This window comes from Tenacibaculum sediminilitoris, from assembly GCF_964513795.1.
Taxonomy (GTDB): domain Bacteria; phylum Bacteroidota; class Bacteroidia; order Flavobacteriales; family Flavobacteriaceae; genus Polaribacter; species Polaribacter sediminilitoris.
Map to the genome: position 1 here is coordinate 1 of NZ_CAZEQR010000048.1, position 22,989 is coordinate 22,989.

The following is a 22,989-nucleotide window of genomic DNA, read 5'->3' on the forward strand; positions in this document are numbered from 1 at the left end:
ACAGTACTCCTACCTTGAATACCATAGACTTTTTGTACCTGCTTATAGGTGTAGTTGCCTTTTTCTACCTCGGCTACTAAGGCTAATTTAAAGCCTAAATTGTAATCGCGTTGGGTGCGCTTAACCCGCTTGTTTACTCCTTTACTCATAATAAGTCGATTTTGTGTCAACTTATTTCAGGACGGGACAAGTTTACAAACAAAAAAACCTTCACTTTTTGTGAAGGTTTAAAATACTCATAAGCAAACATTGTTTGCTTACATATTTCGTCTGTATTGACCACCAACTTCAAACAATGAAGCGGTAATTTGACCTAAGGAACAAACTTTAGTAGCATCCATTAATTTTTCAAAAAGGTTTTGATTATTAATAGCAGCATCTTGCATTTCAGTTAAAAGTTGTTCTATTTTATCTTCATGAGCTTTGTTTAAACTCTCCTTAGTTTTAATTTGGAACTGTTTTTCCTCTTCCGTAGCACGAATAACTTCTTGTGGAGTTACCGTTGGAGAACCTTTAGAACTTAAGAAGGTGTTTACCCCAATAATTGGGAATTCACCTGTATGTTTTAAGGTTTCATAGTATAAACTCTCTTCTTGAATTTTAGAACGTTGGTACATGGTTTCCATAGCTCCCAGTACACCACCACGTTCTGTAATTCTATCGAACTCAGTTAAAACTGCTTCCTCTACTAAATCGGTTAATTCTTCAATAATAAATGAACCTTGAATTGGGTTTTCATTTTTAGCCAATCCTAATTCTTTATTAATAATTAACTGAATAGCCATCGCACGACGTACCGATTCTTCTGTTGGAGTAGTAATCGCTTCGTCATAGGCATTCGTATGTAACGAATTACAGTTGTCGTAAATCGCATATAAAGCTTGTAGTGTTGTACGAATATCATTAAAATCAATTTCTTGCGCGTGTAATGAACGTCCAGAAGTTTGAATATGATATTTTAACATTTGAGCTCTTGGATTTGCTCCGTATTTATGTTTTAAAGCTTTCGCCCAAACCTTACGAGCTACACGACCAATTACTGCATATTCTGGGTCGATACCATTTGAGAAGAAGAATGATAAGTTTGGCCCAAACTTATTAATATCCATTCCTCTAGATAAATAGTATTCTACATAAGTAAATCCGTTAGCCAAGGTTAACGCTAATTGTGTAATAGGATTTGCACCCGCTTCTGCAATATGATACCCTGAGATAGATACTGAATAGAAATTACGGACATTTTTCTCAATAAAATACTCTTGAACATCTCCCATTAAGCGTAAAGCAAATTCTGTAGAAAAAATACAGGTGTTTTGTGCTTGATCTTCTTTTAAAATATCTGCTTGCACAGTACCACGTACTTGTGCTAAAGTATTTGTTTTAATCTCAGCATACACGTCTGCAGGTAAAATTTGATCACCAGTAACACCTAACAATAATAACCCTAACCCGTTATTACCTTCTGGTAAATCACCATTGTATTTCGGTCTATCAATTCCTTTATCGTCGTATAGTTCTTTAAGTTTCGCCTCAACTTTTTTCTCTAGTTTGTGTTCTTTGATGTACTTTTCACAATTCTGATCGATAGCAGCATTCATAAAGAATCCTAATAACATTGGAGCAGGACCATTAATGGTCATAGAAACTGAAGTCATCGCGTGACTTAAATCGAAACCAGAATATAATTTTTTTGCATCGTCTAAACAACAAATAGACACTCCTGCATTACCAATTTTACCATAAATATCAGGTCTGTGTCCTGGGTCGTTACCATATAAAGTTACACTGTCAAAAGCAGTTGATAAACGCTTAGCGTCCATTCCTAAACTTACGTAGTGAAAACGGCGGTTGGTACGCTCTGGTCCACCTTCACCAGCAAACATACGTGTTGGATCTTCTCCAGTACGCTTAAATGGATATAATCCTGAAGCATATGGAAATTCACCAGGAACATTCTCTTGTAAATTCCAACGTAATAAATCACCCCAAGCTTGGTATTTTGGTAAAGCTACTTTCGGTATTTGTGTGTGTGAAAGCGACTCTGTATGAGTTTCTATTTTAATTTCCTTGTCACGTACTTTAAATGAGTAAATAGGATCTTTGTATTTTTTTACTTTTTCTTGCCAGTTTAAAATAACTTCCCAGTTATGAGGGTCAAGATTAAGTTTTATTTTGTCAAATTGAGCAAATAATAATTTCACAAATGGTAGTTCTTCCTCTTGAACTAGCTTCTGAATTTCATCTTGATCAATTCCATTTTTTGTAAGGAAAGATTCTGTTACTTCATTTGGAATTACAGATAAAATGGTTTGATATACTCCATAAAGCTTTTGAGCTACTTTTTCTTGCTCATCAACTTTTTTGTCGTAAGCGCGATTGTTTTCAGAAATTTCAGATAAATAGCGAGTTCTACTTGGAGGAATTACAAATATTTTTTCAGACATTTCTTTCGTAATTTCAAAAGTAGATTGTAAATCAGCCTCAGTTTTTTCAACCAATTTATCCATAATTGCTTTATACAGCGAATTCATTCCTGGATCGTTGAACTGAGATGCAATTGTTCCAAAAACAGGCATGTCATCCATATGAACATCCCATAAATTATTGTTACGCATATATTGCTTCTTTACATCACGTAAGGCATCTAAAGCACCACGTTTGTCAAATTTGTTGATAGCTACCAAGTCAGCAAAATCAAGCATATCGATTTTTTCTAACTGTGTTGCAGCACCAAATTCAGGAGTCATTACATATAGCGAAGTATCTGAATGTTCAATAATTTCCGTATCTGATTGTCCAATACCAGAAGTTTCTAAGATAATTAAATCAAACTCTGCAGCTTTTAAAACTTCTACTGCTTCGTTTACATATTTTGATAACGCTAAGTTGGATTGACGTGTAGCTAATGAACGCATGTATACACGTTCGTTATTAATCGCATTCATACGAATACGGTCTCCTAATAAAGCACCTCCAGTTTTTCTTTTTGATGGATCAACAGAGATTAATCCGATAGTTTTTTCAGGAAAATCAATTAAGAAACGACGAACTAATTCATCTACTAAACTCGATTTACCAGCACCACCCGTACCAGTGATTCCTAATACTGGTGTTTTAGAGTTTTTATTTTTTTTATGAATGGTGTCTAGAGCTTCTTTAGCAACTTCGGGGAAGTTCTCAGCAGCTGAAATTACACGAGCAATACTACCAACTTCTTTATCGGCTAATTTATCTACTTCCCCATTTAATGTATCTCCAATGGCAAAGTCTGATTGTTGAACTAAATCATTAATCATTCCTTGCAGCCCTAATTCACGACCATCATCTGGAGAGTAAATACGAGTAATTCCATAGTCCATCAAATCTTTGATTTCCTCAGGAAGAATTACTCCGCCACCGCCACCGAATATTTTAATATGTCCAGCACCTTTTTCTTGTAATAAATCGTACATATACTTAAAGTACTCGTTATGTCCACCTTGATACGAAGTCATAGCTATAGCATTCGCATCTTCTTGAATCGCACAGTTAACTACTTCTTCAACACTTCTATCATGTCCTAAGTGAATTACCTCTACTCCAGTAGATTGAATAATTCGACGCATAATATTAATGGCGGCATCATGCCCATCAAATAGAGAGGCTGCGGTTACAATTCGTACTTTGTGTTTAGGTTTATAAGGTGTTATTTGTTCCATTCGTAAATAGTCTTAATTTTCGGGTACGCAATTTACGGAAATCTTAAAAAAATAGCGGGATGTTTTAGCAATTATAAATAAGATAAAAAAGCCCACCTCTTTCGAGTAGTGATATATTCTAAATTATGCTCATTTTTATAGGCTTCACGTTCAAAACTTAAATTGTTATATGCTTTTGAAGTATTACGGTAAATTAATAATCGAGAAAACCATTCTAGGAAATAAAAAAGATAAAAGAATATAATTAAGAGCTCTAACTGTTGCTTTAGGTGTATTTTTTCATGATTTATTAAAACAGGGTTCTCTTTTAATTCTTTTCTTTTTAAAAAGATAAATGGATATAGTGTTAATCCGGCAAAACCTTTTGGAATTATATGTTTTAAAATAAATATCACTATTAGTTTTTATAGCTAAAATTTGGATGTAAAAATAGTCAATTTAAAATAATAAAACTTTAGTTATTTTTCGTAATCATCTTGAGTAGAGTGTTTAATAAAGGGTTTCTATTGTCTTTATCCCATACGACTGAAAGCGTTGTGTGTTGATTAATCTTATCTAGTTCAATGAATTTAATATTCATATTATATCCTTGTTGTAGTGATTTTGGTACAATTGAAAGGCCAAAGTTATTTTCTACCAATTTATAAATAGAAGCTGCATGAATTGTATTATGTGATATGAGAGGAGTAAAACCACTATCTGTAAAAATTTGCATTACCTTTTCATAATAGGATGGACTGTAAGAGGGATCGAATAAAATAAAAGATTCGTTTTTTAGTTGATGTAAGTTTTTAAAGTTCTGGTTATTTATTAGGTGGTTTTTAGGTAAGACTAAACAGAAATTTTCTTTTAACACAGGTTGAATATTTAAGCCTCTAGGCACCCTATCTAATCTCACAAAGCCAATGTCAATTTTTTTATGTAATAGATTTTCAATTTGTTTTTCATTGTCCATTTCTTTTAGGCCAAACTGTACATTTGTATGTTTCTTCTTAAAACTAACTAATAAATTAGGGATAATCTCTTGCATAGCAGAACCGACATAACCAAACTCTAACTTTCCTTGTTTTCCATCTTGTAACAATTTAGCATGATTAATAATGTTATCTAGGTTTTTAAGGTTTCGAGAGATTTCATCTTTTAGATATAAACCAGCAGGAGTTAATGCAACTTTTCTGTTATGTCTTTTAAATAACTCAATATTTAAATCATCTTCCATTTGTTTTATCTGTCTACTTAAACCTGGTTGTGAAATAAATAATCGTTCTGCGGCTTTGCGAAAATGTAACTCTTCAGCAACGGTTAAAAAGTAGCGAAGGTGTCGTAGTTCTGTTTGATAACTCATAATTATTAATAGATGTATTAAATAGTATTATTTGGTATCAAAAATAGAGGTAATTTTGTAGAAAACGAAGTAAATAAGATGTTTAAATACGGGATAGATCATTTAACGGTAGATAAAGTAATTGCGATAGCAAACGAAACTTTAAAGGCAATAATTACAGAAGAAGCAAAAGAGAAGGTTAATATATGTAGAAAGAGAGTAGAAACAATGGCAAATTCTGATGCTGCTGTATATGGTATTAATACTGGATTTGGTCCTTTATGTGATGTACAAATTACACCTGAAGAAACTAGTAAGTTACAAGAAAACTTACTAATAACACATGCAGTTGGTGTAGGAAACCCTATAGATAAAACAATATCTAAAATAATGATGATATGTAAAGTACATGCATTATGTCAAGGTTTTTCGGGAGTTCGTTTAGAAATGATTGAGCGTATTATTTATTTTATTGAAAATAATATGTTACCTGTAGTACCAGAACAAGGTTCAGTAGGTGCGTCAGGAGACTTAGCTCCGTTATCACACCTGTTCTTACCATTGTTAGGAGAGGGAGATTTTTGGGTTAAAGATGAGATTTTACCTGCAAAAGAAGTGCTAGCAAGTCATGGCTTGAATCCATTAACTTTAATGGCAAAAGAAGGGCTAGGGTTGATTAACGGAACTCAGTTTATTTTATCCCATGCAATTGTAGGGTTAAAAAAGATGGAATATTTATTAAACTTAGCTGATGTTGCTGGAACTATGAGTTTAGAAGGTTTCCAAGGAAGCGCTTCACCTTTTAGAGAGGAGTTACATGCCATTAGACCTTTTAAAGGAAATTTAAAAGTTGCTGAGCGTATTAGAATGTTATTAAAAGATTCTCAAAATGTAGAAAACCATTTAGAATGTGAACGAGTACAGGATCCGTATTCTATTCGTTGTATGCCGCAAGTACATGGAGCGTCTAGAAATGCATTTAACCATTTAAATGAATTGGCAGAAATAGAAATGAATTCGGTAACAGATAACCCAATTGTATTAAGTGAAACAGAAGCTATTTCAGGAGGAAATTTCCATGGACAACCTTTAGCAATGGCATTAGATTACGCTTCTATTGCAGCAGCAGAGCTAGGAAATATTTCTGACAGACGTTGTTATTTATTATTAGAAGGTAAGTACGGACTACCTAGGCTATTAACTGAAGCAGGAGGTTTAAACTCAGGATTTATGATTCCGCAGTATACAACAGCAGCTTTAGTTACAGAAAACAAATCGTTATGTTTCCCGCCTTCGGCTGATAGTATTCCAACCTCATTAGGTCAAGAAGATCATGTTTCTATGGGAAGTATCTCAGGAAGAAAATTCAATCAAATTTTAGGAAATTTAGATAAGATTTTTGCTATTGAGTTAATGTATGCTGCACAAGCAATGGATTTTAGAAGACCTAATACATTCTCAGTAATTATTGAAGAAAACTTTAAATTAGTTAGAAATAAAGTGGCTAAACTAGAAGAAGATCGCGTATTAAAAGACGATATAAATACTTTAGTAATGATGGTTAAAAATCAAGAATTTACGGTAGTATAATTTAAAAAAATTAGTATGACATTTAAAGAACAAATAAAACAAGGAATACCAACGATACTGCCTTCAAAAAAGGAGTATGACACTACGATAAATCATGCACCAAAACGTAAAGAAATTTTAACTGATGAAGAAAAGAAGTTAGCTTTACGTAATGCATTGCGCTATTTTGATAAAAAACATCACGAAGAGTTACTACCTGAATTTGCTGAAGAATTAGAAAAGTACGGGCGAATTTATATGTATCGTTTCCGTCCTGATTATGAAATGTATGCACGATCTATTGAAGAATACCCAGGGAAGTCGGAGCAAGCAAAAGCAATTATGATAATGATTCAAAATAATTTGAATTATGCTGTAGCACAGCACCCGCATGAATTAATTACCTATGGGGGGAACGGAGCAGTGTTTTCTAATTGGGCTCAATACTTACTAACTATGAAATATTTGTCAGAAATGACAAATAAACAAACATTGGTAATGTATTCAGGACACCCAATGGGCTTATTTCCTTCGCATAAAGATGCACCAAGAGTAGTAGTAACTAATGGAATGATGATTCCGAATTATTCTAAACCAGATGATTGGGAAAAATATAATGCTTTAGGAGTTACTCAATACGGACAAATGACAGCTGGAAGTTACATGTATATTGGTCCACAAGGAATTGTACATGGAACAACGATTACTGTGTTAAACGGATTCCGTAAGATTAAAAAAGAACCTAAAGGAAACTTATTTGTTACTTCAGGGTTAGGAGGAATGAGTGGTGCACAACCAAAAGCAGGAAATATAGCTGGTTGTATTACTGTTTGTGCTGAGGTAAATCCAAAAATAACACAGGTTCGTTTAAATCAAGGTTGGATTGATGAAAAGATTACAGATTTAGATGAGTTGGTAACGCGTGTTAGAAAAGCAAAAGAAAATAAAGAAGTAGTTTCGTTAGCATACTTAGGAAATATTGTGAATGTTTGGGAGAAGTTTGCTGAAGAAGATATTTATATCGATTTAGGTTCAGATCAAACATCGTTACACAATCCTTGGGCAGGAGGATATTATCCAGTAGATATGTCGTTTGAAGAATCAAATGAAATGATGGCTAACAATCCTGAATTATTTAAAGAAAAAGTACAAGAAACGTTACGTCGTCATGCAAAAGCAATTAATAAACATACAGAAAAAGGAACTTATTTTTTCGATTACGGAAATGCTTTTTTATTAGAAGCGAGCAGAGCAGGAGCTGATGTAATGAATCCCAACCCAACTTTAGGAAGAGAGTTTAAGTACCCTAGCTATGTACAAGATATTATGGGGCCTATGTGTTTTGATTATGGTTTTGGTCCTTTTCGATGGGTATGTACCTCAGGAAAACCAGAAGATTTAGCTAAGACAGATGCAATTGCTTGTAAGATTTTGGAAAAGATAATGAAAAAATCTCCAGAAGAAATCCAACAGCAAATGTTGGACAATATTCAGTGGATTAAAGGAGCGCAAGAAAATAAGTTAGTCGTAGGTTCACAAGCACGTATTTTATATGCAGATGCTGAAGGACGCATGAAAATTGCTGAAGCTTTCAATAAAGCAATTAAAAAAGGAAAAATAGGGCCGGTAGTATTAGGTCGTGATCATCACGATGTTTCAGGAACCGACTCACCGTATAGAGAAACTTCAAACATTTATGATGGTTCTCGTTTTACAGCCGATATGGCAATTCATAATGTAATTGGAGATAGTTTTAGAGGAGCTACTTGGGTTTCTATTCACAACGGAGGTGGAGTAGGATGGGGAGAAGTAATTAATGGTGGATTTGGCATGCTTCTTGATGGTTCTAAAGATGCATCAAGACGCTTAAAATCAATGCTTTTCTGGGATGTGAATAATGGAATTGCAAGACGTAGTTGGGCACGAAATAATGAAGCTATTTTTGCCATTAAGCGCGCCATGGAAGTCGAAAAGAAACTAAAAGTGACACTTCCAAACTTAGTAGATGATGCATTGTTAGAAGACGTGTAAACCCTAAGAAAATGAAAAAAATAAAATTACTTTTTTTGCCAATTGTAGCTTTACTAATTACTTCATGTAGTTCGGTAAGGGTGATGACTGATTATGATACGCAAACAGACTTTAACCAGTATAAAACATTTGCTTTTTACAAAACAGGAATAGACAAAGCCCAGGTTTCAGATCTAGATAAGAAACGTATTATGAGAGCTATAGAAACTGAACTGTCTGCTAAAGGAATGACAAAATCTGCTACTCCTGATGTATTGGTAAGTTTATTTACGAAATCAAGGGAGCGTATCAATATAAACGATAACAACGTTGGTTGGGGAGTAGGCTACGGTTGGGGATGGAACCCATGGATGTGGGGAGGAGCCAATCAGTTAAATGTAAATAAGTATACGGAAGGTACATTATTCTTAGATATTATTGATGCTAAAGATAAACAATTGGTATGGCAAGGAATTGGTACTGGAGCTTTAAGTACGAGCAGTGTAGAAAAAAAAGATGCACGTATTAAAAAGTTTGTAGCTGAGATAATGGCGAAGTATCCTCCTAATGCTAAAAAGTAAGATTTAATTTTTATTAAAAATTAATATGTAAATACGTTAAGCAGAAAAATAAATCTGCTTAACGTATTTTTTATGATATTTGTACCATGAGAAATAAGATTTTAAAACCTACACCTGAAGAGTATTATACCAATGAGCAAGGGTATAGGGTTTTTAAAGAAGCATACCATTTACGACGAGGGTATTGTTGTAAAAGTGGATGTAAACACTGTCCGTATGGATATGATAAAAACACCGATAGTTTCAAATAACATGTGACAATAATTTATTTATTGTTTCTAAAGTATATATAGAATCAAACAAAAATATAAAGATGAAAAAAATAGTAGTATTTTTTACAGCACTAACTTTTATGGGATGTGCTGAGTTACAAAAAGTGGTAAATCAATTGCCTCAAGGAGGAATATTAACGCAAGAGCAAATAGGGAGAGGTTTACGTCAAGCTTTAGATAATGGTATTCAACACCAAGTAACTAAGTTAACATCAAAAGATGGATTTTATAAAAATGATCTGGTAAAAATTTTATTACCAAAAGAATTACAAGCAGTTGATAAAGGGTTACGCAGTATTGGGTTAGCTAATTTAGCAGATGAGGGGTTAAAAGCCATAAATAGAACTGCTGAAGATGCTGTGAAGACAGCAACTCCCATTTTTGTTAATGCTGTAAAGGAAATTACATTTAGCGATGCTAAAAATATTTTATTAGGAGCCAATAATGCGGCTACTTCTTATTTGGAGGGTAAAACAACAACAGCTTTGTATAGCAAGTTTAATCCAGTAATTAAAAAGTCATTTTCAAAAGTAGGAGCGGATAAAATTTGGTCAAACTTAATTTCAAAATATAACAGCATTCCATTAGTTAAAAAAGTAAATCCAGATTTAACTGATTATGTTACTACAGAAGCTTTAGAAGGAGTATTTACAATGATTGCTGTTGAAGAAAAAGGAATTCGTGAAAAAGTAGGGTTGCGAGATACAGCTCTTTTACGACAAGTTTTTGCATTACAGGATAATAAGTAATTATTAATACAAACAAAAAACTCTTGATTTTCAAGAGTTTTTTGTTTTTTGAAACATGTGATTATAGCTGTTTTTCCATTTTATATTTAAAGTATATTTTATTTTATTGTAAATCAAATAAATATGTATATTTATAAAACGTTTAATCCAGCTTAATTAAAATGTCAAGAATTAATCAATTACGGAGATATAGAAAACATCTTGAAGAAAGATATTGTAGATTGGTTGAGACAGCTAATGATTATAAGTATGAAGATGAGTGTAAAAGCGACCGCTCAGCATTTAAAGCAATGAAGATATTAGAAAAGCTAAATAGAATTAAGTATTTAGATGAAGATATGTCAAACTCAGTTGTGTAATTGTTTAAAATAATCAAAAGCTTTTAGTAACCTGCTACCATACCAAGAAAAGTATTCACCGTCCACCAAGATAGGTGTAGCTTTATTTGTGTATTGCTTTATTTCATTAATGTGTTTTTCTTTAAAAGGGAAAGGCTCTGAAGAGAGAAAAATTAATTCAGGTTCTCTCCTCTCAATATCTTGCATGTCAACTTCAGGGTATCTCTTTTCATTTGCGTAAACATTTTCAAATCTATTGAGTTCCAATAGATGGTTTATAAATGTATTATTTGCAGCAACCATCCACGGATTCCTCCAAATAAAGTAGGCTACTTTTATGTTTTCTTTGTTTGAAATAAATTTTTTAAAATCTATTATTTTAGATTCCAAGTTGCTAATCATTTTTTTAGCCTCAACTTCTTTTTCAAAAAAACTTCCGTATGAAGAAATCAATTCTAAAGAATCAGTAAGCGTAAAAATATCAGAAACATGGGTAAATGCTATTTGTTTACAAGCATCAACTATTTCTTTAGTGTTTTCTTCCTTATTACAAAGAATAATATCTGGTTGAAGCTCTTTGATTTTGTCAATTTTTATGTTTTTGGTGCCGCCAACAATAGTTTTTATTTTTATTATGTGTGTAGGGTGAGTACAGAATTTAGTTATCCCAACAATATTTTCTTCTAACCCTAAATCTACGAGTAATTCGGTTTGACTAGGTACTAAAGAAACTATTCGTTTATACATCTTGTTAAATTGTAAGTTGTTAGATTTGATAGTTGTTTTAGTTTAAGTTTTTAGTACTGTTACTATCATATTCATAAGAATATCCCCTCTCCAGTAACCCCTTTTTTATTGTATTGCCAAAACAGTTCCTTGTTTTGAGTAACTTCCCAATAACCAAAATCACCTTCAGTTATAAGTGTATTGCTGTTTTTTGTTCTCTTAAGAATACTTACAATATAATTTAAAAATTATGATTTGAGAATTTCCTCCATTTTTGCTTGTAGTTTCTTGGCTTTTTTAGCTGCTTCTTCGGCAAAATCATTATTATTAGAAGCATAAATTATTCCACGAGAAGAGTTGATTAATAAACCAATAGTTTCTGTCATTCCATATTTACAAACTTCTTCTAAACTTCCTCCCTGTGCACCAACACCTGGAACTAATAAAAAATTCTTAGGAATAATTTTTCTTATATCAGCTAAATACTCAGCCTTTGTTGCTCCTACAACATACATTAAATTTTGTGAGTTATTCCATGATTTTGAAGTTTCTATGACTTGCTTGTATAATTCGGTACCCTCAACTAATTTTGTTTGAAAGTCAAAAGCCCCTTGGTTAGAAGTCAAAGCAAGCATAATAGTATGTTTATCCTCAAAAGTTAAAAAAGGTTCAACAGAATCTTTTCCCATATAAGGAGCAACAGTTACCGAATCAAAAGCTAAATCTTCAAAAAAAGCTTTAGCATACATAGTTGAAGTATTACCAATATCACCACGTTTAGCATCTGCAATAGTAAAAATTTCAGAATGCTTTTCGTTTAAATAATTGATGGTTTTTTCAAGAGATTTCCAACCTTTTATTCCATAAGCTTCATAAAAAGCAGTATTGGGTTTGTAGGCTACACAAAGATGATGTGTAGCATCAATAATAGCCTTATTAAAAGCAAAAATGGGGTCATCTTCTTTCAGTAAATGAGGTGGGATTTTGTTTAAATCAACATCTAAGCCAATACATAAAAAAGATTTCTTTTTTTGAATTTCAGATACAAGTTGTTGTGTTGTCATTTGTTATTGTAAAAGTTAAGCAAAGGTAATAATTCAATAACAGAAGGTAAACTTGTAGCAAGAAATAAAACAATAATTATTTAACCCCCATAAGTTCTTGAAAATCTTTTTTGTAGCTTTTACTTACTCTGAAGGTTTTATTATCATTAATTTTTACATCTGTTTCTCCGTAGTTAGAAGTGATAATTTCATCAATAAAATTGGAGTTAATTATTGTAGATCTATGTATTCTAATAAAAAGATTTGAGTTTAATCTTTTAATAATACTTGATAAAGATTCCCTTAATAAGTATTTTTTATTATCAGTAGTAAAAATTTCTACATAATAGCCTGAAGCAGAAATATATTTGATAGAGTTTCGCTCCAAGAAAATTATTTTATTCCCAGATTTAATATTAATCTTAGTTCCTTTTACAGGTATTTCTACTGGGGTCTTCTTTTTTACAAAATCTAAGATATTATCTAAATTAGATAGCTTTTCTATTTTTTTGTAATCAATAACCTTTTTAATAGAAGCATAAAAACGATCTTCTTGTAGTGGTTTTAAAAGGTAATCAAAGGCAAAGTAATCAAAAGCCTTAACAGCATGTTTATTAGAAGATGCGGTAAAAATAAAAATAGGTTTTTTAGATAAAGTAATTTTTTCTATGATATCAAACCCCGTCATATTATTAATCTTGGTATCTAGATAAACTACATCAGGATTTAAAGTGTTGATTTTTGTGATAGCGTCTACCCCCGAAGAACACTCACCAACAATTTTTAAAAAATCATATTGATTTACTAACTTTTTAAATCTAATTCTAGCTGGTTTTTCATCATCAACGATTAGGATTGAAACTTTCATGTGCATTTTGTTTTCTAACAATTATAACAGCTTGGGAGAAGAAAAACCCTAACTCTAGACCTATTAAAGTTTAGTTAAAGAAATATTAAAATTTAGTTTTTTAGTTAAAGCACACACTTAATAATAGCAATTCATAAAAAAAGAGTTGACAGCTTATTATATAAGCAACGGATACTGTAAATGAGTCTTTTAAAAACAGTAAAGAATAGTAAGGTTTTAAAAACTTAAAAGTAATTAATATTTTGGTGTTTTTACGTCAAATGTTACTGACTTCTTAAAATTGTTTTTTCACATCAAAATACAGGTTGTTAACTTCAAATGAATGTTAGCAAGAACTTATTGCCTTTAGTTTTACGACTGTTAATTAATAAAAATTTAATAATTTATGAATCTACATTGGAAAAATGTAATTTGTGTATGCTTCTTCTTTAGCTTTTTGCTGAATATGAGTGCGCAAGAGAAAAAAATCACTGGAGTGGTATCTGATAGTGCAGGGCCTTTACCTGGTGTGAATGTAATTTTAAAAGGTACTACCATAGGTACTGAAACAGACTTTGATGGTAGGTATTCATTAAAAGCAAAAACAGGAGATGTTTTAGTTTTTAGTTTTATTGGAATGCAAGCGACTGAAAAAATTGTGGGAGCAAGTTCAGAGCTTAATGTTTTAATGAAAGAAGATACTAATTTATTAGAAGAAATCGTTATAGTTGGTTATGGTACAACCACTAAACAATCTTTTACAGGTACTGCTAAAGTAATTAAGAAAGAAGATTTAGAAGCGAAAAGTGTATCAAATGTTTCTCAGGCACTAGCAGGAGAAATTGCTGGGGTTAACGTAATTAATACCTCTGGACAACCAGGAACAGTAGCTACTATTCGTATTCGTGGTTTTGGTTCTGTGAATGGAAACAGAGACCCATTATATGTTGTAGACGGCGTACCTTTTTCAGGTTCTATTAACTCTATTAATCCGTCAGATATTGAAACTACTACTGTTTTAAAAGATGCATCTGCTACCGCTATTTATGGTTCTAGAGGAGCAAACGGAGTTATTATGATTACTACTAAATCTGGTAAGTCAGGAAAAACTTCTGTTGAAGTGGATCTAAAAACGGGTGTTAATTTTCAGTTACTACCAAGATATGATGTGATAAAATCACCAGATGAATATATTGAGCTGTCTTGGCATGCAATGGCAAATAGAGGTTTGTTTAATGACCCTACTATTGATGAGGTAGCGTATGCAAATCAAAATTTATTCTCTAGAATAGGAATAAACAGTGCTTATAACTATTTTACAACAAGTGATGTTTCTCAAATAATAGACCCTACAACAGGAAAAGTTAGAGGAGGCTTATCTAGAAAATACACTCCAGAAAACTGGTCAGATTATGCTTTTCAACCCTCAATGAGAACAGAAGCTAACGTAAAGATGAGTGGAGGTAGTGAAGATACTAAATACTTTAGTTCTTTTGGTTATTTAGATGATAAAGGGTATTCTATTAATTCAGGATACAAGAGATATGCTTCAAGATTAAATATTACACATAAACCTGCAGAATGGTTAACAGCAAAAGCTAATGTTGGGTATACTTTGGGTAAGACAATCGAAAACGGACAATCTGAAGATTCAGGAAGTATCTTTTGGTTTGTAGATAATATTCCTTCAATCTATCCTTTATTTAGACGTGATGCAAATGGAGATTTTGTAGAAGATACTAAATATGGAGGGAATCAATACGACTATGGTTCAAGAGGTTTTGGAGGAAACACAAATGCATTAGGTAATGCACAACATAATTTTATTGGAGCTGATCGTCATTCTTTAAATGGAAACTTCTCTTTCAAAGTTTCTCTTTTAGAAGGATTGGAATTTGAAACACAATATGGAGCGCAGTATTACAGTAGAATTTATAATAGTGTTCAAAATCCATTTTATGGTTTCGCTGTTCAACAAAACGGAACTTTATTTAAAAGAAACTCAAGTGCTTTAACACAAAACTTTTTAAATATTTTTAGATATAATAAAAGGTTGGGAGATCATAATATTTCAGCTTTAGTAGCACACGAAACTAATCAGAGAGAATTTCAAACTAGTACTATTAGCAAGAATAAAGTGGTTAATTTATATAATGGTTTAACTGATCCTAACAACTATGTAGTAAACTCATCACCAGCTACGGGTTATAGTACAAAAACAGCTTTAGAAAGTTATTTTGGACAAGTTTCATATAACTATAGAAGAAAATATTATTTCTCAGGAGCTTTAAGACGTGATGGATCTTCAAGGTTCTACAAAGATAAATGGGGAACATTTGGATCTGTAGGTGCTTCATGGGTTTTATCTGAAGAGAATTTTATTTCAAACGTAAATTTCATCAACTTTTTAAAGTTAAAAGTAAGTTACGGTATTTTAGGAGATCAAGCAGGTGTTGATATTTATTCTGGTCAAGATAGTTACACAATTGGTAACTTAGGAGGAGAAATTTCACTTAGACCTAATGCTATTCAAAACCCTAACTTAACTTGGGAGACATCAAAAATGTTTCAAACAGGTTTAGAATTTACAGTTTTAAATAACAAGTTAGAGGGTTCTCTAGATTATTATGTTAAAAATACTGAAGATTTAATTTTTGAAAGAAGATTGGCACCATCAACAGGTAATGGACTTATAGATGTTAATGATGGAGCATTAAGAAATTCTGGGATAGAGTTTGACCTAACTGCTCATTTAGTAGAAAAAGAAAACTATAAGTTAGACTTTAGCGTGAACGGAGAAATGTTCAATAATGAGTTAACTCAAATGCCAATAGATCCGTCAACAGGAGAAAGAAAGTTTTTAGATGTAGCAGGAGCATTTGGAAGAGCTAAAGGTAGAGGCTTATATGATTACTATATGAGAGAGTGGGCTGGTGTAGATACCCAAACTGGTAATCCTCTTTGGAATCAGTACTACCATGATGCCAATAATAATGGAACTGTCGATGACGGAGAAGAAATTAGAAGTTTAGCAGAATATAAGAATCAATTCCCTGATAATAAGGTAAGTAAAACTACCACAAGTACTTATAGTAATGCAACACAGAAATTTATAGGAAAATCGATCATACCTAAAGTTAGAGGAGCATTTAGGCTAAATGCTAAAATGCATAATTTTACAGTAAGCACTTTGTTTGGTTATAGTTTAGGAGGGCACTCTTACGATTATTCTTATGCAGGTTTAATGGATAACGATCAGATAGGCTCTAGCAATTGGCATACAGATATTAGAAATAGCTGGAAAAAACCAGGAGATATTACAGATGTACCAAGGTTAATAAGTGATAAAAATTTACAAGTAAACTCTCGTTCTTCTCGCTTTATAACATCAACAGATTACCTAGCATTAAGTAACATAAGAGTAGGGTATACGATACCTAGTAACTTAATTGAAAATTCAGGTGTGAAGTCTTTAAATTTATGGGTTTCTGGAGATAACTTATTCTTGTTAAGTGCAAGAGAAGGATTTAACCCAATGACATCTGAGACAGGAGAGTCTAATGTTTATCGTTACAGACCATTATCTACAATTACTTTTGGAGTAAGAGCAAATTTTTAAAATAAAAGACATATGAAAAAATATATAAAACCATTATTATTAGGAACGATTACAGTTTTGTCGTTAAGTTGTAGTGATGATTTTCTTGAAGAAACTCCAACACAAGATGTTTCTGTACAAGATGTAAGTGATACAGGTAAAATATACCCAGGTGTTTTAGAAGGAACTCTAAGAGGTATATACGAGGTTATGTTTCAAACAGGAACAGGTGGCTTAGTTGGAGATCATGAAGATTATGGGCAGAAAGGATATGATGTTATGAGTGATATGTTGTCAGGAGACCTTGCATTAGCTCAAAATATTTATAACAGGTATAGTAGTTTAGCTCAATTAATTTCAACGAATGACTTTACATTCAATGATCCAAATTACATGGCTTGGAGATATTATTATAGGATAATTAATTCAAGTAATTTAGTAATCAAATCATTAGGTGGAAACGATGCAGTTATTACAGATGCTAATAGAGAAGCTATGGGGCAAGCTAAAGCTTTAAGAGCTTATGGTTACTTCTACTTAACTCAATTGTACATTCCTGAGTATACACCAACATCAAGAGCTTTACCAATATATACAGAAGCAAATTCTGATGCACAAGCACAAAGTACTACAGAAGAAGTATATAATTTAATGGTAAAAGATCTTGAAGAATCGATAGAACTTTTAGAATCTTACAACAGAGAAAAAGAATATCAAATAAATAAATATGTAGCTAAAGGACTTTTAGCATATGTTTATGCTTCGAGAGGCTTAGGAACAGATAATACAAAAGCAAGAGAATTAGCTGAAGAAGTTATAAGTGAAGGAGGTTTTCCTTTAACATCTAAAGAAAGAGCAACTGGAGGGTTTAATAACGTAGCTGAGAACCCAAGTTGGATGTGGGGAGTAGATATCACTATAGATAACGGATTAGATCTAATATCTTGGTGGGGGCAAATGGATTATTATACCTTTAGTTATCAGTCTTTTGGAGATAAAAAACAAATAGATTTAGGTTTGTATAATTCTATTAATGATAATGACATTAGAAAAACTCAGTTTGATAGTGATGCAGCTTCAGGAAGTTATTTAATGCCAATTAATAAGTTTTATCACTCAGCTAAAAAGTTTAGAGGACAACGAAACATCGAGTCAGATTATATTTATATGAGAGTAGATGAAATGTATTTATTGTCGGCTGAAATGGCAGCTAAAGAAGGTTTAGAGGCAGAAGCAAAAAACAGATTGAAAGACTTATTATCACAAAGATTCGATGCAGCAGCAGATTATGCTTATGTTGATGCTTTGACTGGTAAAGACCTTCAAGATGAAATTTACTTGCAAACAAGAATAGAGTTATGGGGTGAAGGAAAAAGTTTTTTAGCGTTAAAACGTAACAAAGCTACATTAACAAGAGGAGGTAACCATATTTATTTAACAGGAGAATCAATACCTTATAATGATGATAGATTGGTTTTTGAAATTCCACAATCTGAAATTCAGAACAATCCTTTCATAAATTAATTTTTATAGGTAAAAATAATTTTACTTGTTCTACTAATAAAAAGGCTGAGAGTTTAACTCTCAGCCTTTTTATATTAAAAGAATGGTTTTCTAAATCAAAAAAGAAGTAGTTCAAATCAAAGTTGTAAACATGAACAGCTAAGCTTAATACATTTGTACCAAACTATACCAGCTTTGTTTTCATTGGTGTAGTTATTTGAATTAATTATAAGCCGAGGAGTCATTAACCTTGGCTTTCTTTTTTAACTATAGAAGATATTAAACTTTTTGAGTTGTCATAAAATATAGAAGTTTCTATTATCTTTGTTACACATGTTTCAATATATCATCAACAAGTTTTTTTACGGACTCTTAACACTGTTTGGAGTAATTACTGTAATTTTTTTACTGTTTAACATTTTGCCAGGAGACCCAGCCCGTATGATGTTAGATCAGAGAGAAGATACTGAACAATTACAAAATATTCGAAAAAAATACGGGTTTGATAAACCTGTTTTTACACAGTATTTGTATTACTTAAATGATGTCTCTCCACTATCTTTTCACAGTAAAAACAAAGAAAATTATACGTTCTTGTCTGAAGGAAAATACCAAGCACAACCTTTATTCTCTGTAGGAAATACAGAAGTGGTTATAAAAACTCCGTATTTACGTCAATCATTTCAAAAAAACGGTAAAAATGTTTCTGAAGTCATTAAAGAAACCTTGCCAAATACTGCAATTTTAGCAGTAGTAGCAATAACGATTGCCCTCTTTTTAGGAATTGTGTTAGGAATATTTTCAGCCTTGTTTAAAGACACTTTTTTCGATAGAACAATTGCAGTTGTTAGTACTCTAGGAATGAGTGTTCCATCATTTTTCTCAGCCATATTATTTGCTTGGTTTTTTGGTTTTGTATTGCATACATACACTCATTTAGAAATGACAGGAAGTTTGTATGAAGTTGACGATTTTGGTGAAGGAATGCATATTCAATGGAAAAATTTACTACTACCTGCAATAGTATTAGGCATTCGTCCGTTAGCGGTAGTAATTCAACTAATGCGCAATTCGTTGCTAGAAGCATTAAGTCAAGACTATATTAGAACAGCAAAAGCAAAAGGTTTAACGATGCATCAAGTAATTAGAAAACACGCTTTAAAAAATTCGTTAAACCCAGTGATTACAGCAATATCAGGATGGTTTGCATCCATGTTAGCAGGGGCAGTTTTTGTAGAGTATATTTTTAATTGGAACGGGTTAGGAAAAGAAATTGTAAACTCGTTAAATACACTTGACTTACCCGTAATTATGGGAGCTGTTTTAGTAGTAGCTACATTATTTATAATCATAAATATTTTCGTAGATATTTTATATAGTTGGTTAGACCCAAGAATTAGATTACAATAAATGAGAACATTTTTTTTATTGATTAACATAGTTTTTTTATCAAGCTGTGCTGTATTTCAACCAAAAGAATTCACGGTAGAATCTCTAAATGAAGAATTACTGACTTTAGATAGAAAACCAATTTTGTTTAGAGAAGTTTTAGAGAAAAATAAAGGGAAGAAAATTTTTGTGCAATTTTTTGCAACTTACTGCCCTTATAGTCAACGCAGTTTTAAAGATGTACTCAATTTTCAGAAGAAAAACCCTAAGCTAGAGTATGTTTTTTTATCTGTAGATCATTCATATAACGACTGGAAACAAGGTTTAGAGAGTATTCATGTAAAAGGAGAACATTATTATGTTAAAAAAAAAGGAGACGAAGCATTAGGGAAGTTTTTAAAATTAAAAACAATTCCAAGATTCTTGATTATTGATGAAGAAGGAAAGATAGCAGTTTATAAAACCTCAAAAGTATCTAATAAGCTCCAAAACAAAGCATACTAAGATGAAGAGAATATTAATATTAGTTTTAATCGGAATAAGTATGTTAGCTTGTTCAAAAGAAAATCCAAGGCGTTTTTCAGTAGAAGCTTTAAAAGATACTTTTATTTCTTTAGAAGGAAAAAAAATACCGTTTAAAGAGATTTTAGAAAAACATAAAGGGAAAAAGATACTGATAGATATTTGGGCTTCGTGGTGCCCAGACTGTTTAAAAAGTATTCCTGAAATACAGAAAATTCAAGAAGAACACGTAGGAGTTACATATGTATTTTTATCCTTAGATAAAAATAAGACTGATTGGAAAAATGGTATTGAACGTCTAAATATAAAAGGAAATCATTATTTTATAGAATCAGGCTGGGATGGAGAATTTGGTAAGTTTCTAGACTTAAATTGGATTCCAAGGTTTTTAGTAATTGACGAAAACGGAAAAATACTTGTTTTTGACGCTACAAAAGCCACCGATAATTTAATTCGTCAAAGCCTAGAAATAATGTAATTTTGCAAACACAAAATCAATAACCAGAAAAAACAATACGCGTGAAACAAAAAATAGTTGCAGGTAACTGGAAGATGAATAAAAACCTTAAGGAAGCAAAAGAGTTAATTAAGGGAATAAAGAAAGAAGTAAAAGCTGGCTTGAAAGATAATACCAGAGTAATAATTGCTCCAAGTTTTGTAAACTTACAATCAGCAGTAAAAAAGACTAAAAAATCAATTGTAGAAGTTGCTGCACAAAACATGCATCAAGCTAAAAGCGGAGCCTATACAGGAGAAGTTTCAGCAGACATGTTAACAAATTTAGGTATTGGTATAGTTATTTTAGGGCATTCTGAACGTAGAGAGTACTTTGCAGAAACAGATGAATTATTAGCTAAAAAGGTAGATGCTGCTTTAGGAAATGGGTTGGAAGTTGTTTTTTGTTTTGGAGAATCGTTAGAAGATAGAAGGTCTGGAAATCACTTTGAAATAGTAGAAAATCAACTTAAAAAAGCGTTGTTTCATCTTCAAAAGGAAAACTTTAAGGATATTATTTTAGCTTACGAACCAGTTTGGGCGATTGGCACGGGAGAAACAGCATCGCCAGAGCAAGCACAAGAAATACACGCTTTTGTAAGAGAACTTTTTACTAAAGAATATGGAGATGAGACTGCCAACGCTATTTCAATTTTATATGGAGGAAGTGTAAAACCAGCCAATGCAAAAGAAATTTTTTCTAAGCCAGATGTTGATGGCGGTTTAATAGGTGGAGCAGCTTTAAATGCTGAAGATTTTGCAGCAATAATTAAATCAATTTAATGGATAATATTTATATAGAATATACTTTTGAAGTAACACCAAAAGAACCAACTACAGAAATTTTAATCGCTGAGCTAGGTGTTTTAGGGTTTGAAAGTTTTATTGAAAACGAAAATGGAGTAGTAGCGTATATTCAAAAAAATGATTGGACTGCTGATATTTTAGAGGATGTGTTTGTGTTGAATTCAAAAGAATTTTCAATTCAATATGAACATAAAGAAATAGAACAAACCAATTGGAATTCAGAATGGGAAAAGAATTTTAACCCTATTCAAGTAGATGATTTGGTAAGCATTAGAGCACCATTTCATGAAAAACCGAATTTACAATACGATATTGTTATTGAACCAAAAATGAGTTTTGGAACTGGACATCATGAAACTACCCATATGATGGTACAGCATTTGATAAATTTAGATGTGACTGATAAAAAAGTACTAGATATGGGGTGTGGAACAGGAATTTTAGCAATTTTCGCTGAAATGAAAGGAGCAAAACCTATTGATGCTATTGATATTGATGCATGGTGTTATGAGAATTCGTTAGAAAATGTAGAAAGAAATAACTGTAAATATATCTCAGTTTATGAAGGAGATGCATCACTATTAGAAGAAAAAAAATATGATATCATTATAGCAAATATCAACCGTAATATATTGTTAAATGATATGCAAACATATATAAATTGTTTAACTGAAAAAGGAGTTTTATTATTAAGTGGGTTTTATAGTGAAGATATTCCAGTGATTGATAATGAGGTGTCTAAGTACAGTTTAATGTTAAAAGATACCATAAAAAAAAATAATTGGGTAGCTTTGCAGTATCAAAAATAAAACAAATGAGTACGATAGAAAAAATTCAAGAAGAGCTTGATGTTTTATTAAATGAAACAAGAAAGCACGAAATTGTTTTACACAACGATGAGGTAAATACCTTTGATTTTGTAATTGATAGTCTTGTAACTGTATGTGATCATACATTAGAGCAAGCTGAACAATGTACTATTTTGGTGCATTATAAAGGTAAGTGTGCTGTTAAAACAGGAGAGTATAAAGATTTAGAACCAAGATGCTCTAAGTTGTTAGAGTTAGGTTTGTCAGCAGAGATAGTATAGGAATGGAGAATATTTTTAAGTATTACGAATTTTCAGTTTTTTTTAAAGATAACTCTGGAGTATTCCAAGAAAATGAAATTAGTTTTTCAGAATTAAACAAAGAACATTTTTTAATTTTTGAAAAAAATAAATCAGAATATAATCTGTATGTATCTAAATACAGTTCTAAAAAAAACATAGGTAAAGAACAGCCAGAAATACTGGAACTATTGGTTGAAAATTATAATAAGTCCATACCAGAACACAGAATAATATTAAAAAAATATTTATACTAAAAACTCAAAAAAAACTTTTTTGAGTTTTTTTTTTGTTTTTAAGTGACTAATTAAAAAATATGGTGTCTTAATAGTGTAGACAAAAAAGAAGAAATATCCCCTTTTAGTACAAAAACTTCTCTTGGAAAGTTTAGAACATAAAAGAGAAGTTTT

The 22,989-nt window shown here is 31.8% G+C and carries 21 protein-coding genes and 1 pseudogene; 15 read left to right on the forward strand and 7 right to left on the reverse strand.

The features are described 5' to 3' along the window. The 4 genes and pseudogenes from ACKTSW_RS11280 to ACKTSW_RS11295 all read right to left on the reverse strand — a co-directional run. Positions 1-149, reverse strand: a pseudogene (locus ACKTSW_RS11280) (IS3 family transposase); the annotation flags it as partial. Positions 150-257: 108 nt separating this feature from the next. Next, positions 258-3,698 (reverse strand): methylmalonyl-CoA mutase family protein, encoded by a 3,441-nt coding sequence (locus ACKTSW_RS11285; protein ID WP_408025367.1) that lies wholly within the window; start codon positions 3,696-3,698, stop codon positions 258-260. 71 nt (positions 3,699-3,769) lie between these two features. Continuing rightward, positions 3,770-4,093, reverse strand: a complete 324-nt coding sequence (locus ACKTSW_RS11290; protein ID WP_408025368.1) for a hypothetical protein — start codon at positions 4,091-4,093, stop codon at positions 3,770-3,772. A gap of 59 nt (positions 4,094-4,152) precedes the next feature. Continuing rightward, positions 4,153-5,043: a LysR family transcriptional regulator gene (locus ACKTSW_RS11295; RefSeq protein WP_408025369.1), complete on the reverse strand. Its 891-nt coding sequence runs from the start codon at positions 5,041-5,043 to the stop codon at positions 4,153-4,155. A 78-nt stretch (positions 5,044-5,121) separates the two neighbouring features. Here ACKTSW_RS11295 and hutH point away from each other — a divergent pair, with 78 nt between their 5' ends. From hutH to ACKTSW_RS11325, 6 genes are all read left to right on the forward strand, one after another. Continuing rightward, entirely contained in the window at positions 5,122-6,612 is a 1,491-nt protein-coding gene (hutH, locus tag ACKTSW_RS11300) for a histidine ammonia-lyase (RefSeq protein ID WP_408025370.1), read from the forward strand. Positions 6,613-6,627: 15 nt separating this feature from the next. Next, on the forward strand, positions 6,628-8,622 hold the full coding sequence (locus ACKTSW_RS11305; RefSeq protein WP_408025371.1) for a urocanate hydratase: 1,995 nt from the start codon (positions 6,628-6,630) through the stop codon (positions 8,620-8,622). 11 nt (positions 8,623-8,633) lie between these two features. Beyond that, positions 8,634-9,182, forward strand: coding sequence for a DUF4136 domain-containing protein (locus ACKTSW_RS11310; RefSeq protein WP_408025372.1), 549 nt, complete (start codon positions 8,634-8,636; stop codon positions 9,180-9,182). An 86-nt stretch (positions 9,183-9,268) separates the two neighbouring features. Continuing rightward, positions 9,269-9,433 (forward strand): DUF5522 domain-containing protein, encoded by a 165-nt coding sequence (locus tag ACKTSW_RS11315; RefSeq protein WP_408025373.1) that lies wholly within the window; start codon positions 9,269-9,271, stop codon positions 9,431-9,433. Between the two features lie 62 nt (positions 9,434-9,495). Continuing rightward, a complete protein-coding gene (locus tag ACKTSW_RS11320; protein WP_408025374.1) occupies positions 9,496-10,203 on the forward strand; it encodes a DUF4197 domain-containing protein in 708 nt (235 codons plus the stop codon). Positions 10,204-10,424: 221 nt separating this feature from the next. Beyond that, positions 10,425-10,562, forward strand: a complete 138-nt coding sequence (locus ACKTSW_RS11325; protein WP_408025375.1) for a hypothetical protein — start codon at positions 10,425-10,427, stop codon at positions 10,560-10,562. Here ACKTSW_RS11325 and ACKTSW_RS11330 read toward each other — a convergent pair. The 3 genes from ACKTSW_RS11330 to ACKTSW_RS11340 all read right to left on the reverse strand — a co-directional run bounded on the left by ACKTSW_RS11330 (position 10,551) and on the right by ACKTSW_RS11340 (position 13,178). Next, the gene (locus tag ACKTSW_RS11330) at positions 10,551-11,288 is read right to left on the reverse strand and encodes an ABC transporter substrate-binding protein (RefSeq protein ID WP_408025376.1); all 738 of its coding nucleotides are present in this window, start codon (positions 11,286-11,288) and stop codon (positions 10,551-10,553) included. The two genes, ACKTSW_RS11325 and ACKTSW_RS11330, sit on opposite strands and share 12 nt — an antisense overlap. 227 nt (positions 11,289-11,515) lie before the next feature. Further along, the gene (pyrF, locus tag ACKTSW_RS11335; RefSeq protein ID WP_408025377.1) at positions 11,516-12,331 is read right to left on the reverse strand and encodes an orotidine-5'-phosphate decarboxylase; all 816 of its coding nucleotides are present in this window, start codon (positions 12,329-12,331) and stop codon (positions 11,516-11,518) included. Positions 12,332-12,407: 76 nt separating this feature from the next. Then, entirely contained in the window at positions 12,408-13,178 is a 771-nt protein-coding gene (locus ACKTSW_RS11340; RefSeq protein WP_408025378.1) for a LytR/AlgR family response regulator transcription factor, read from the reverse strand. A 385-nt stretch (positions 13,179-13,563) separates the two neighbouring features. Between ACKTSW_RS11340 and ACKTSW_RS11345 the strand changes: the two genes are divergently transcribed. The 9 genes from ACKTSW_RS11345 (at position 13,564) to ACKTSW_RS11385 (ending at position 22,836) form a co-directional block, all read left to right on the forward strand. Continuing rightward, entirely contained in the window at positions 13,564-16,776 is a 3,213-nt protein-coding gene (locus ACKTSW_RS11345) for a SusC/RagA family TonB-linked outer membrane protein (RefSeq protein WP_408025379.1), read from the forward strand. Between the two features lie 12 nt (positions 16,777-16,788). Next, on the forward strand, positions 16,789-18,279 hold the full coding sequence (locus ACKTSW_RS11350; RefSeq protein WP_408025380.1) for a RagB/SusD family nutrient uptake outer membrane protein: 1,491 nt from the start codon (positions 16,789-16,791) through the stop codon (positions 18,277-18,279). Positions 18,280-18,591: 312 nt separating this feature from the next. Continuing rightward, positions 18,592-19,668, forward strand: a complete 1,077-nt coding sequence (locus ACKTSW_RS11355; protein ID WP_408025381.1) for an ABC transporter permease — start codon at positions 18,592-18,594, stop codon at positions 19,666-19,668. After that, positions 19,669-20,151 (forward strand): TlpA family protein disulfide reductase, encoded by a 483-nt coding sequence (locus ACKTSW_RS11360; RefSeq protein ID WP_408025382.1) that lies wholly within the window; start codon positions 19,669-19,671, stop codon positions 20,149-20,151. 1 nt (position 20,152) lies between these two features. Next, complete coding sequence (locus tag ACKTSW_RS11365; RefSeq protein WP_408025383.1) at positions 20,153-20,647, forward strand: TlpA family protein disulfide reductase; 495 nt, start codon at positions 20,153-20,155, stop codon at positions 20,645-20,647. Positions 20,648-20,688: 41 nt separating this feature from the next. Then, positions 20,689-21,447, forward strand: coding sequence for a triose-phosphate isomerase (gene tpiA / locus ACKTSW_RS11370; RefSeq protein WP_408025384.1), 759 nt, complete (start codon positions 20,689-20,691; stop codon positions 21,445-21,447). Next, a complete protein-coding gene (gene prmA / locus ACKTSW_RS11375) occupies positions 21,447-22,280 on the forward strand; it encodes a 50S ribosomal protein L11 methyltransferase (protein WP_408025385.1) in 834 nt (277 codons plus the stop codon). Before tpiA ends, prmA begins: the two co-directional genes overlap by 1 nt. A 5-nt stretch (positions 22,281-22,285) precedes the next feature. Beyond that, a complete protein-coding gene (locus tag ACKTSW_RS11380; protein ID WP_408025386.1) occupies positions 22,286-22,561 on the forward strand; it encodes an ATP-dependent Clp protease adaptor ClpS in 276 nt (91 codons plus the stop codon). A gap of 2 nt (positions 22,562-22,563) precedes the next feature. Beyond that, positions 22,564-22,836 carry a hypothetical protein gene (locus ACKTSW_RS11385; protein WP_408025387.1) on the forward strand — a complete coding sequence of 91 codons (273 nt, stop codon included), beginning with the start codon at positions 22,564-22,566 and terminating at the stop codon, positions 22,834-22,836. Positions 22,837-22,989 lie beyond the last annotated feature (153 nt).